This is a genomic window from Polaromonas sp. Polasp52, from assembly GCF_059491565.1.
Window position 1 is genome coordinate 4,251,600 of sequence record NZ_CP168513.1, and the last position, 11,990, is coordinate 4,263,589.

At 65.1% G+C, this 11,990-nt stretch carries 8 protein-coding genes and 3 tRNA genes; 10 read left to right on the top strand and 1 reads right to left on the bottom strand.

Translation table 11 applies throughout. The annotated features are described in order from the left end of the window. Nucleotides 1–63 precede the first annotated feature (63 nt). From ACEN9P_RS19970 to ACEN9P_RS19985, 4 genes are all read left to right on the top strand, one after another. A tRNA-Gly gene (locus ACEN9P_RS19970) sits at nucleotides 64–139 on the top strand. Between the two features lie 98 nt (nucleotides 140–237). Further along, a tRNA-Cys gene (locus ACEN9P_RS19975) sits at nucleotides 238–311 on the top strand. A 104-nt stretch (nucleotides 312–415) separates the two neighbouring features. Further along, a tRNA-Leu gene (locus tag ACEN9P_RS19980) sits at nucleotides 416–508 on the top strand. Between the two features lie 63 nt (nucleotides 509–571). Further along, a complete protein-coding gene (locus ACEN9P_RS19985; RefSeq protein WP_007870593.1) occupies nucleotides 572–1,204 on the top strand; it encodes a DUF6806 family protein in 633 nt (210 codons plus the stop codon). On the opposite strand, the gene ACEN9P_RS19990 is transcribed toward ACEN9P_RS19985, so the two are convergent. Further along, nucleotides 1,201–1,878 carry a TetR family transcriptional regulator gene (locus tag ACEN9P_RS19990; protein ID WP_477700993.1) on the bottom strand — a complete coding sequence of 226 codons (678 nt, stop codon included), beginning with the start codon at nucleotides 1,876–1,878 and terminating at the stop codon, nucleotides 1,201–1,203. The genes ACEN9P_RS19985 and ACEN9P_RS19990 overlap by 4 nt on opposite strands. A 171-nt stretch (nucleotides 1,879–2,049) precedes the next feature. Between ACEN9P_RS19990 and ACEN9P_RS19995 the strand changes: the two genes are divergently transcribed. The 6 genes from ACEN9P_RS19995 to ACEN9P_RS20020 all read left to right on the top strand — a co-directional run bounded on the left by ACEN9P_RS19995 (nucleotide 2,050) and on the right by ACEN9P_RS20020 (nucleotide 11,990). Continuing rightward, entirely contained in the window at nucleotides 2,050–3,321 is a 1,272-nt protein-coding gene (locus ACEN9P_RS19995; protein WP_477700994.1) for an efflux RND transporter periplasmic adaptor subunit, read from the top strand. A 12-nt stretch (nucleotides 3,322–3,333) separates the two neighbouring features. After that, the gene (locus tag ACEN9P_RS20000; protein ID WP_477664558.1) at nucleotides 3,334–6,513 is read left to right on the top strand and encodes an efflux RND transporter permease subunit; all 3,180 of its coding nucleotides are present in this window, start codon (nucleotides 3,334–3,336) and stop codon (nucleotides 6,511–6,513) included. After that, on the top strand, nucleotides 6,506–8,008 hold the full coding sequence (locus tag ACEN9P_RS20005) for an efflux transporter outer membrane subunit (RefSeq protein ID WP_477715928.1): 1,503 nt from the start codon (nucleotides 6,506–6,508) through the stop codon (nucleotides 8,006–8,008). The genes ACEN9P_RS20000 and ACEN9P_RS20005 overlap by 8 nt, the downstream gene beginning before the upstream one ends. Nucleotides 8,009–8,349: 341 nt before the next feature. Further along, nucleotides 8,350–9,963 (top strand): peptide ABC transporter substrate-binding protein, encoded by a 1,614-nt coding sequence (locus ACEN9P_RS20010; protein WP_495620267.1) that lies wholly within the window; start codon nucleotides 8,350–8,352, stop codon nucleotides 9,961–9,963. Nucleotides 9,964–10,128: 165 nt separating this feature from the next. Beyond that, the gene (oppB, locus tag ACEN9P_RS20015) at nucleotides 10,129–11,049 is read left to right on the top strand and encodes an oligopeptide ABC transporter permease OppB (protein ID WP_477664555.1); all 921 of its coding nucleotides are present in this window, start codon (nucleotides 10,129–10,131) and stop codon (nucleotides 11,047–11,049) included. Between the two features lie 11 nt (nucleotides 11,050–11,060). Then, entirely contained in the window at nucleotides 11,061–11,990 is a 930-nt protein-coding gene (locus ACEN9P_RS20020; protein WP_477700996.1) for an ABC transporter permease subunit, read from the top strand.

The window sequence follows — 11,990 nt, forward strand, 5'->3', positions numbered from 1 at the left end:
GCAAAGTTTTTTTGGACAGTTTGGAAAAGCCGAAAAACTACGCTATAATTTGAGGCTGTTATCGCGGGAGTAGCTCAGTTGGTAGAGCGCAACCTTGCCAAGGTTGAGGTCGAGAGTTCGAGACTCTTCTCCCGCTCCAATTCAAAGGGCAGCACTTCAAAATGCTGTCCTTTTTCATTGGGGTTTCACGGATAGTCGGCAAGGCCATGGTGCCGAAGCCGGTGGCAGACAGAATACGGCGCGGTAACAAAGCGGTTATGTACCGGATTGCAAATCCGGCTAGCCCGGTTCGACTCCGGGCCGCGCCTCCATCAAACCCTGCAATCAGCCCCAGCCATGGGGCTTTTTTGTTTGACAATAGGCCACAGACGCCGGGCCGGATGTTTGCACGGGGCCTTTGAAATAAAGCGTTTGAGCCTGAGTGGTGAAATAGGTAGACACAGCGGACTTAAAATCCGCCGCTTCGTGAATAGCGGGCGTACCGGTTCGATTCCGGTCTCAGGCACCACAGCACAGCGGCTCACCCATGCGCCGGGCACGCCTTCGAAAACTGGGTAAGATAAATTCCATCATGTCCCGCTACAACACACCTTTTGAGATCCACGTGCACGGTGAAGTGCCTTTGCGTGTGGAAGTTACCTTTGAGCAGCTGCAGGAGGCCCTGAAGCCGCTGTGGAAGTACACGGGCTCCAAATCCCTGGCGGCGGCCGCCGCGAGCGCCTATGAGGAAGAACCGGGCATTCGCTTCGACGTTCATAAACACCTGCTGCAGATGTGCTGGACCGTGCCGGGTGACGAGGATTTCCGCCAGGCCCTCGACGAAATGTGCATGGGCCTGAACGACCTCGCCGAGGCGGGCGCGCCCATCGAGGTGACCTTCTACGACTCCGACTTCGATGAGGAGGAGGGCGACGAGGATGAAGAAGCGCGCGACGACTTCGCGATGTACTTCGTCGGCCCGACGCCGGCCGCCATCATGCAGGTGCAGCGCGACTTGCTGGTGCAGGACATGATAGGCCTGATGGAGCGCCACTTCGACGGCTCCGAGCTCGGTGAAGTCGTCGCGGCCGTCGACAGGTTGTTCGAGCAGCGTTTTGACGCCCTGGTCAACTCCATGCAGCTCGGCAAGCCGCCACGGGGGCTGGGCGGGCCGCAGGGCGGCTCAGGCCACGGCGGCGGGCGCAAGCCCCGGCATCTGCACTAAGCGCGTTTGGACGTGCCGCCCTGCGTTTCCCCGGGAAATCCCAGGCCGCGCAGATAAACGTCGATCGCGCACTGGCCGACCTCCAGCAGGTCAAAAGCCTGCGGGTCCAGCAGCCAGTTCTGGATCAGCCCGTCGATCAGCGCATGCAGGCCCTGCGCCCCCACCGATGCCGGCACCGGCAAGGCAAGGTTCATCTGCTCCGCGGCGGTTCCCAGGCTTTGCGCTATGCGTTCCACGAAACCGTTGCGCACCCTGAGGTGGCGAAGCCGCACGGCCTGCAGTTCCTCCACATATTCGACTTTCTGGGTCGCGACCTCGAACACCCGGCGGGTCTGCATATCGGTCACGATTTGCCGTAAAGCATTGACGGTGGACAGCCGTATCCGGTCTATGGCGTTGGGGCCGGCCCCGCCATCCAGGCCCGGGGCTTCCTGTTGTTCGTTCTCATGGTGAAAGGACTCTTCCATGGGCAGCGTGACCCGATCAATCATCGCGTTGAACAGGTCCGCCTTGTCCTTGAAATGCCAGTAGACCGCGCCGCGGGTGGCGCCGGCGCGCCTGGCGATGTCCTGCAGGCTGGTGCGCGACACCCCTTGCGCCTGGAACAGGTGCTCAGCGGCGTCCAGCAGCTTGTGGCGCGTGGCCAGAGCCTCTTCTTTTGTTCGACGGGCCATTGACTGCCTCCAAGGTGAATTTCTGGATTTTTGTTATACATTCACAAATGTATGTAAACTATAACACTCGCAAAAACCCTTATTCTTTTTGTTTTCGGCAAATGGGCTGTGCCCCAATTGCCGGCTACGTCTTTTGCTTTGCGCTTTTTTCCCAAAAATTCGAGGAATAGCATGCCCAAGTCTCGCGTTGCCCATTCGTTTGTACTCCCCCCATTCCTGAAATACCAGCCCCTTGCCGCCGCGGCCGCATTGGCGCTGCTTCTGGCCGGATGCGGCAAAGGCGCAGGCGCTCCCGGCGGGGCACCGCCGCCTGCGGAAGTCGGCGTTGTCACCGTGACCCAGGGCGATGTCGGCCTGATCACCGAGCTGCCCGGCCGCCTGGAAGCCTCACGCGTGGCCGAAGTCCGGGCGCGCGCCGCCGGCATCCTGCAAAAGCGGCTGTTCCGCGAAGGCAGCGACGTCAAGGCAGGCCAGCAGCTGTTCAGCATTGACCCCGCGCCTTATGCGGCCGCGGCCGCCAGCGCCAAGGCCAGCCAGGCCCGCGCCGAAGCCAACCTGGCGCAGGCGACCGCGCTGGCTGAACGCTACAAGCCGCTGGTGGAAGCCAATGCCGTCAGCAAGCAGGAATACGCCAACGCCGTGGCCGCGCAGAAGCAGGCCGAAGCCGACGTGGCTGTGGGCAAGGCCAGCGTGCAGACCGCGAACATCAACCTGGGCTATGCCTCGGTGACGGCGCCTATCTCGGGCCGCATAGGGCGCGCGCTGGTGACCGAAGGCGCGCTGGTCGGTCAGGGCGAGGCCACGCAGCTCGCGGTGGTCCAGCAGATCAATCCGATGTACGTCAACTTCACGCAGTCGGCGCCCGAGATCATGAAGCTGCGCGCCGCGATGGACAGCGGCCAGTTCAAGCGCGCCAGCGGCGCCGAAGCCGCCAGCGTGCGCATCGTGCTTGAAGACGGCAGCGAATACGCGCGCCCCGGCCGCCTGCTGTTTTCCGACCTGACGGTGGACGCCACGACCGGGCAGGTGACCTTGCGTGCCGAAGTCCCCAACCCCGGCGGCCAGCTGCTGCCGGGCCTCTACGTGCGCGTGCGCCTGGAGCAGGCGCAGGTCAGCAATGCCATCACCTTGCCGCAACAGGCCGTCACGCGCACGGCGCAGGGCGATACGGTCATGGTGGTGGGGGCCGACGGCAAGGTCAGCCCGCGCCCCATCAAGATAGGTTCGGCCCAAGGCAACCAGTGGGTGGTGCTGGACGGCCTGAAGACCGGCGAGCAGGTCATGGTTGACGGCTTCCAGAAACTGCAGCCCGGCGCCACGGTCAAGCCCGTGCCGTGGCAGGCGCCCGGCGCCAAGCCCGCCGCCGGCGCGGCTTCCGCCCCGGCATCGGCCGCATCCGCCGCGAAACCCGCCGCTTCCGCCGCATCCGCGGCAGCGAAGTAAGGAGCCCCGCACATGGCCAAGTTTTTCATTGACCGGCCGATCTTTGCCTGGGTGATCGCACTGTTCATCCTGGTGGTGGGCGGCGTGGCGATCACGCAGCTGCCGATCGCCCAGTACCCGCCCGTGGCGCCGCCCGCCATCGTCGTCAGCACCGCCTACCCGGGCGCTTCGGCCCAGACGCTGGAGGACAGCGTGCTGTCGGTGATAGAGCGCGAAATGAACGGTTCGCCCGGCCTCATTTACATGGAATCGGTCGCGCAGGCCGACGGCACCGGCAGCATCACGCTGAGCTTTGAGCCCGGCACCAACGCCGACCTGGCGCAGGTGGATGTGCAGAACCGGCTCTCGCGCGCGTCGCCGCGCCTGCCCGCCGCGGTGACGCAGCAAGGCGTGCGTGTCGACAAGTCGCGCTCCAACTTCCTGCTGTTCACCATGCTCTCGTCCGACAACCCGGCGCATGACCCCATTGCGCTGGGCGACTATGCCTCGCGCAACATCGTGCCCGAGCTGCAGCGCGTCAAGGGCATAGGCCAGGCCCAGCTGTTCGGTAGCGAGCGCGCCATGCGCATCTGGCTGGACCCGGCCAAGCTGCAGGGCGTCAGCCTTTCGGCCAACGACGTCAACACCGCGATCCGCGCGCAGAACGCCCAGGTGTCCGCCGGCAGCATAGGCGACCGGCCCAACGTGGCGGGGCAGGGCATCGCGGCCACCGTGGTGGTCAACGGCCAGCTCGCCAATGTCGAGCAGTTCGGCAACATCGTGCTGCGCGCCAACACCGACGGCTCGTCGGTGCGCCTGAAGGACGTCGCGCGCATCGAGCTGGGCGGCCAGTCCTATGCGACCTCGGCCCGCCTGAACGGCAAGCAGGCCATCGGTATCGGTGTGCAGCTCGCGCCCAGCGGCAATGCACTGGCGTCGGCCCAGGCCGTGCGCGCCAAGATGACCGAGCTGGAGCGCTATTTCCCGCAGGGCATGAAGTGGAGCATCCCCTACGACAGCTCGCGTTTCGTCAAGATCTCGATCTCGCAAGTGGCCGAGACCCTGTTCGAGGCCGTGGCGCTGGTGTTCCTGGTGATGTTCCTGTTCCTGCAGAACTGGCGCTACACCATCATCCCGACCATCGTGGTGCCCATCGCGCTGCTGGGTACCTTTGCCACCTTGCTGGCGCTGGGTTTTTCGATCAACGTGCTGACCATGTTCGGCATGGTGCTGGTCATCGGCATCGTGGTGGACGATGCCATCGTGGTGGTCGAGAACGTCGAGCGCATCATGACCGAAGAAGGCCTGCCGCCGCTGGAGGCCACGCGCAAGGCCATGCAGCAGATTTCGGGCGCCATCATCGGCGTGACCGTGGTGCTGATCTCGGTGTTCGTGCCGCTGGCCTTCTTCGCGGGCTCGACCGGCAACATCTACCGCCAGTTCTCGGCGGTGATGGTGTCGTCCATCGCCTTCTCGGCCTTCATGGCCCTGTCGCTCACGCCGGCGCTGTGCGCCACGCTGCTCAAGCCCGTCGAGGCCGGGCACCACCATGCCAAGACCGGCTTCTTCGGCTGGTTCAACCGCGGCTTCTCGCGCACCGCCAAGAGCTACGAAGGCGTTGTCGCGCGCATCCTCAAGCGCGCGGCGCGCTACCTCATCATCTACGTGGCCATCATAGGCGCGGTCGCGGTGGTCTACCTGCGCCTGCCGACCTCCTTCCTGCCCAATGAAGACCAGGGCAACCTGCTGGTCAACGTGCAACTGCCGCCGGGCGCCACCTACGAGCGCACGCTGTCGGTGATGCAGACCGTCGAAGGCTTCATGCTCAAGCAGCCCGAGGTCGAAAGCATGGTCGGCGTGCTGGGCTTCAGCTTCTCCGGCCAGGGCCAGAATGCGGCACTTGCCTTCGTGACGCTCAAGGACTGGAAGGAGCGCGACGGCGACGCGCACTCGGCCAGCGCCGTGGCGGGCCGCGCCTTTGGCGCGCTCATGGGCGTGCGCGACGCCTTCATCTACCCGCTGAGCCCGCCGCCGATTCCGGAGCTGGGCACGGCTTCGGGTTTCAGCTTCCGCCTGCAGGACCGCGGCGGCGCGGGCCACCAGGCGCTGGTCAATGCGCGCAACCAGTTGCTGGGCATGGCTTCCAAGAGCCCGGTCCTCGCGCAGGTGCGCCCCGACGGCCTGGAAGACGCGCCGCAGCTGCAGATCGACATAGACCGCGACAAGGCCAACGCGCTGGGCGTCACCTTCGACTCGATCAACTCGGTGCTGTCGACTTCGCTGGGCTCGAGCTATGTGAACGACTTCCCGAACCAGGGCCGCCTGCAGCGCGTGGTGGTGCAGGCCGATGCGCCGGCGCGCATGCAGCCCGACCACCTGCTCAGGCTCAACGCCAGCAACAGCAAGGGGCAGCCCGTGCCGCTGTCGGCGTTTGCCACCACGCGCTGGATCACCGGCGCGATGCAGACGGTGCGTTACAACGGCTATCCCGCGATGCGCATAGGCGGCAGCGCCGCGCCGGGCTACAGCACCGGCGCCGCCATGGCCGAGATGGAAAAACTCGCAGCCCAGCTGCCGCAGGGCTTCGGCTTTGAATGGACCGGCCAGTCGCGCGAGGAAAAGCTCGCCGGCTCGCAGGCCACGCTGCTCTACGGTTTCGCCATCCTGGCGGTGTTCCTTTGCCTGGCCGCGTTGTACGAGAGCTGGAGCATCCCGCTGGCGGTGATCCTGGTCGTGCCGCTAGGCGTGATCGGCGTGCTTCTGGCCACCTTGTTCCGCGGCTATGCGAACGACGTGTACTTCCAGGTCGGCCTGATCACCATCATCGGCTTGTCGGCGAAGAACGCGATTCTGATCATCGAGTTCGCCAAGGACCTGCAGGCCCAGGGCCGCAGCGTGATCGAGTCCGCCCTGGCGGCGGCCCACCTGCGTTTCCGTCCCATCATCATGACCTCGCTGGCCTTCGGGCTGGGCGTGGTGCCGCTGGTGATCGCCTCGGGCGCGGGCTCGGCGAGCCAGCGCGCCATCGGCACCGGCGTGATAGGCGGCATGGTCACCGGCACGGCCCTGGCGGTGATTTTTGTTCCCGTGTTCTTCGTGGTGGTGCGCGGCCTCTTCAAAGGCAGTGAACGGCAAAACAGGATGTATTCCGAGCATGCCAAGGCGGCGGGCATCACCGGAGAGGAAGGAAATGAAGGTAAGGCCCATGAGTAAATCCCCATCCAGGTTCCCGCAGCTTCTGGCGCTGGGCGCGGCGGCGCTGCTCGCCGGCTGCTCCATGATCCCGAAGTACGAGCGGCCGGCCGCCCCGGTGGCCGACCAATACCCCACCGCCTCGGGCTGGATCGCCGGGTCGGCGCAGACCACCACGGGTAGTTCCGCCACCGCCAACACGCCGGCCGCGGCCGACATCGAGTGGCAGACCTTCTTCAGCGATCCACAGCTGCGCAAGCTGATCGATGCGGCGCTGCGCAACAACCGCGACCTGCGCATCGCCGTGCTCAACATCGAGCAGGCGCGCGCGCAGTACCGGATACGGCGCGCCGACCAGTTCCCGACCATCAACGCCGGCATCACCGGTTCGCGCCAGCCCAATGCCAACGGCAACGGCAGCATCACCAGCGCTTACACCGGCGGGTTGATCATGACCTCCTACGAGCTGGACTTCTTCGGCCGCGTCGCCGCCCTCAAGGAGTCGGCGCTGGCGCAGTACCTGGCGACGGAAGAAGGGCGCAAGACCACCCAGATCAGCCTGATCGCCGCGGTGGCCAACACCTATCTGAGCCTGCTGGCCGACGAGGAACTGCTGGCGATCACGCAGCAGACGCTGGTCACGCGCGAGGAGTCCTTCAAGCTCAGCAAGCTGCGTTTTGACAACGGCGTGAGCTCCGAACTGGACTTCCGCCAGGCCGAGTCGCTGACCGAGGCCGCACGCGTCTCGCTGGCCCAGCAGGTGCGCCAGCGCGCGCTGGACCAGAACGCCCTGACCTTGCTGATAGGCCAGCCGCTCACCGGCGAGCTGGCCGTGGCCCTGCCGGCCGGCAAAGGACTGGCCGACGCGCCCATGATGGTTGACGTGCCCGCCGGCCTGCCTTCCGACCTGCTGACCCGGCGCCCCGACGTGCGCCAGGCCGAGCAGCAGCTGCTGTCCGCCAACGCCGACATAGGCGCGGCGCGCGCGGCATTTTTCCCGCGCATTTCGCTCACGGCCAGCGCCGGCAGCGCCAGCTCGCACTTGAACGGCCTCTTCAAGAGCGGCTCCTACGGCTGGACCATGGCGCCGCAGCTGATCCTGCCGCTGTTTGACGCGGGCCGCAACCGCGCCGGCCTGGATTCGGCCAACGCCGGGCGCGACATCGCCATCGCCCAGTACGAAAAATCCATCCAGACGGCCTTCCGTGAAGTAGCCGATGCCCTGGCCGGCCGAGCCACCCTGGGCGAGCAGTTGCGCGCCCAGCAGGCCCAGGCCAACGCCGAAGCCACGCGCTTCAAGCTGGCCGACCTGCGCTACCAGAACGGCGTGGCCAGCTACCTGGACCAGCTCGACGCCCAGCGCGCGCTGTTCACCGCGCGCCAGGCCGTGGTGCAGACCCGCCTGGCTCAGCTGCAAAGCCAGGTCACGCTGTACAAGACGCTGGGTGGCGGCTGGAAGGAGCCGCCCCCTGAAGAAGCCCTGAGCCTGAAGGCCGATACCCAGCTCAGCCGCTAAACCCGTCCGCCGTTAAATCCCGGCCGCCCGCTCCCCGTTCTGGGGGCGGGCTTTTTTTTGCCGGTTTTCCCGGCCGCGGTGCGACGCCGCCATGCACCCCATCTTTATTTGTGAGCAAGTGTGCCGAATGTATCCACGCAAGCCTTGCCCTGCGAGGTCTCTTAAGCGACACGGCATGCTAATTGCTGAAGGGTTACTCCCTACGAAGCGGCCTCGGGGGCGGCGGTATATTCGCGCCGACCGACAGGCCAAACGTCTAGCCTCCGATGGGAGGCGAGATGCTCCATCCACCACGGCGGGCCATAAGCCCGCCGGTTTTTTATTCGGGAGTGCAAACAAGCATGAACTCAAACTGGACGATGAAAACCCTGGCCGGCGCCGTGCTGCTGGCCTGTGCCGGCCTGGCCGCCGCTGCCAACGTGCCCGCCGGCGTGAAACTGCATGAGACCCAGGAACTGGTCCGCAACAACGGCTCCGAGCCCGAAACCCTGGACGCCGCGCTGGCGACGGGCGTGCCGGCCAACAACGTGATCCGCGACATGTTCGAAGGCCTGTGCGCCGCGGACAACAACGGCAAGATCGTGCCCGGCGTGGCGGAAAGCTGGAAGCAGGTCGACCCGCAAACCTGGGTCTTCAAGCTGCGCAAGAACGCCAAGTGGTCCAACGGCGACGCTGTGACCGCCGACGACTTCATCTACAGCATGCGCCGCTTCGTCGACCCGGCGACCGCTTCCAAATACGCCTCCACCTACGGCGTCTTCCTGCTCAATGCCAAAGAGATCATCGAAGGCAAGAAGCCCGTCACCGAGCTAGGTGTCAAGGCCATCGACCCCTACACCCTGGAAATCAAGACGCCTTTCCCGGTCAACTTCCTGCCCGAGGTCGTGTCCAACCCCCAGCTCGCGCCCCTGCACAAGGCCACCATCGAAAAATTCGGCAAGGACTGGACCCGGCCCGCCAACATGGTGAACAACGGCGCCTTCTCGCTCAAGGACTGGCAGGTCAACAGCAAGATCATCCTGGCCAAGAACCCCGCTTACTGGGATGCGAAGAACGTCCAGCTGACCAAGGTCACCTACCTCTCGGTCGAGGACGGCAATGCCGACGTCAAGCTCTATGAGTCGGGCGAAAACGACTGGGTCTACCAGCTCCCCCCCGGCACCTACGACAAGTACAAGGCGCAGTACCCCAAGGAGATCCGCAACACCGACATGCTGGGCCTGCGCTACTACTCGCTCAACAACGCCGACCCGGCCCTCAAGGACATCCGCGTGCGCAAGGCGCTGTCCATGGCGCTGGACCGCGACATCCTGGCGCAGCGCGTCACCGCCGACGGGCAGACACCGGCTTACGGCGTGATCGTCAAGGGCACTTCCGGCGCCGACGTGACCGCCTACGACTGGGCCAAATGGCCCGCCGACAAGCGCATTGCCGAAGCCAAGAAGCTGCTCAATGAAGCCGCGCTGCCGCCCGGCACCAAACTCAAGTTCTCCTACAACACCAGCGATTACCACAAGAAGATGGCCATCTTCGCGGCCTCCGAGTGGAAGACCAAGCTGGGCCTGGACGTTGAACTGGAAGCCATGGAATTCAAGGTGCTGATCAAGAAGCGCACCGACAAGGACTACCAGATCGCCCGCAACGGCTGGATCGCCGACTACAACGACGCCACCACCTGGCTGACCCTGGTGCAGTGCGACTCCGACCAGAACTACCACAACAGCTGCAACCGCAAGGCCTCCGCGCTGATCGATGAAGGCAACCTGCAATTGGACCCGGCCAAGCGCAAGGTCCTGCTGACCCAGGCGGCGAAGATGATCATGGAAGACTACCCCATCATCCCGCTGCTGCAGTACACCGTGCCGCGACTGGTCAAGCCCTATGTGGGCGGTTACTCGACCACCAACGCGCTGGACCGCTACCGCGGCAAGGACCTGTACATCATCAAGCATTGAGGGCGGGCCGGGCGGGCGCCGCCGCGCGCCTGCCTGTCCCTGGCCTGCTATTCACCGCTTTCCAAGATCTTTCTGACGCCATGCCGGCCGTTCAGGGCCAAGCTGTACCCGGCCCAGGCCTTCATGCGCTCATGCGTTCACACTGACTAGCCCGGAGATATCCTCATGTGGTCATACGCCTTCAGGCGCGTCCTGGCGACCCTTCCGACCTTGCTGGCCGTGGTCACCGTCTGCTACCTGCTGCTGCACGGCACGCCCGGCGGCCCCTTCGATGAGGAGCGCAAGGTGTCCGCCGCGGTGCTGGCCAACCTGCAGGCCAAGTACCACCTCGACCTTCCGTTGTGGCAGCAGTACCTGTATTACCTCAACAGCCTGCTGCACGGCGACCTGGGCGCCTCCTTCCGTTATGCCGACTGGTCGGTCAACGAGCTGGTGGCCAAGGCGCTGCCGGTTTCCGCGGCGATAGGCGGGGGCGCCATCGTCATCTCGCTCTTCGTCGGCGTCTTCCTCGGTACCATGGCCGCCTTGCGGCAGAACAGCGCCATCGACTACGGGGTCATGCTGCTGGGCAACGCGGGCCATGTATTCCCGTCTTTTGTGATCGGCCCGGTGCTGATCCTGGTGTTCGCGGTCTGGCTCAAGGTCGCGCCGGCCGGCGGCTGGGACGACTTTTCACCGCGCTTCATGGTGCTGCCCATGCTGCTGCTGATCTTCATCAACGTGGCCACCATAGGCCGCGTCATGCGCGGCAGCCTGATCGAGGTGCTGCACAGCAACTTCATACGCACCGCGCGCGCCAAGGGCTTGCCCACGCACACCATCATCCTGCGCCACGCCCTCAAGCCCGCGCTGCTGCCGGTGGTGTCCGTCATGGGCCCGCTGGCGATTTCCTCGATCACCTCGGCCATCGTGACCGAATCGGTGTTCTCGCTGCCGGGCATAGGCAAGCTCATCGTCAACGGCGCCGCCAACCGTGACTACACCCTGGTGCTGGGCCTGGTGGTGCTGGTGACCGTGATCGCCGTGACGCTCAACCTGCTGGTCGACCTGGCTTATGCCTTGCTTGATCCCAAGATCCGTTACTGAGGCGGGACGCCATGCTGTTCAGAAACAAAAACAAACAGGACCGGCTGGCCGCGGCGCTGGGTAATGCGCTGCAAGCAGCGCCGGCCGACATCGCGGGGCGCAGCCCCTGGGCCGACGCGCGCGTGCGTTTTCTGCGCAACAAGGCGGCGGTGTTCAGCCTGGGCCTGCTGGCCTTGATCACGCTGTGCTGTATCGCCGGCCCCTGGTTGCTGCCGCATGCCTTCGATGCCGCCGACTGGGACGCCATGAGCTTGCCGCCCACGCTCAAGAACGCGCATTTTTTCGGCACCGACGAGTCGGGTCGCGACCTGCTGGTGCGCAGCCTGGTCGGCGGCCGCGTGTCGCTGCTGGTGGGTTTTCTGGCCACCCTGTCGGCCGTCACGCTGGGCATTGTCTGGGGCGCGACGGCGGGCTTTATTGGCGGCAAGGTGGATGCCTTCATGATGCGCGTCGTCGACATGATGTACGCCGTGCCCTATCTGCTGATCGCCATCCTGATGGTGACCATTCTGGGGCGCGCCTTTTACCTGGTGGTGATCACCATCACGGTGTTCTCCTGGATGGACATGGCGCGTGTGGTGCGCGGCCAGACCCTGTCGCTGCGCTCGCGCGAGTTCATCGAGGCGGCGAGGGCGCTGGGCGTGCCGACGCGGCGCATCATCTTCCAGCACATCGTTCCCAACCTGCTGGGCATCGTGGTGATCTACACCACGGTCACCGTGCCGGCCGTGATCCTGGTCGAGTCGGTGCTGTCTTTCCTGGGGCTGGGCATCCAGGAGCCTATGACAAGCTGGGGCGTGCTGATCCACGATGGTGCATCCGTCATGGAGGTGTCGTCCTGGATGCTGCTGTTCCCGGCCGGCCTGCTGTCGCTGACCCTGTACTGCTTCAACTACATCGGGGACGGCCTGCGCGATGCGCTGGACCCCAAGGAACGCTGA

Bases quoted from the DNA above. Each gene is read 5' to 3' on its own strand.
- ACEN9P_RS19985 (WP_007870593.1), top strand. From the start codon at position 572: ATGTCCCGCTACAACACACCTTTTGAGATCCACGTGCACGGTGAAGTG.
- ACEN9P_RS19990 (WP_477700993.1), bottom strand. From the start codon at position 1,878: ATGGCCCGTCGAACAAAAGAAGAGGCTCTGGCCACGCGCCACAAGCTG.
- ACEN9P_RS19995 (WP_477700994.1), top strand. From the start codon at position 2,050: ATGCCCAAGTCTCGCGTTGCCCATTCGTTTGTACTCCCCCCATTCCTG.
- ACEN9P_RS20000 (WP_477664558.1), top strand. From the start codon at position 3,334: ATGGCCAAGTTTTTCATTGACCGGCCGATCTTTGCCTGGGTGATCGCA.
- ACEN9P_RS20005 (WP_477715928.1), top strand. From the start codon at position 6,506: ATGAGTAAATCCCCATCCAGGTTCCCGCAGCTTCTGGCGCTGGGCGCG.
- ACEN9P_RS20010 (WP_495620267.1), top strand. From the start codon at position 8,350: ATGAACTCAAACTGGACGATGAAAACCCTGGCCGGCGCCGTGCTGCTG.
- oppB (WP_477664555.1), top strand. From the start codon at position 10,129: ATGTGGTCATACGCCTTCAGGCGCGTCCTGGCGACCCTTCCGACCTTG.
- ACEN9P_RS20020 (WP_477700996.1), top strand. From the start codon at position 11,061: ATGCTGTTCAGAAACAAAAACAAACAGGACCGGCTGGCCGCGGCGCTG.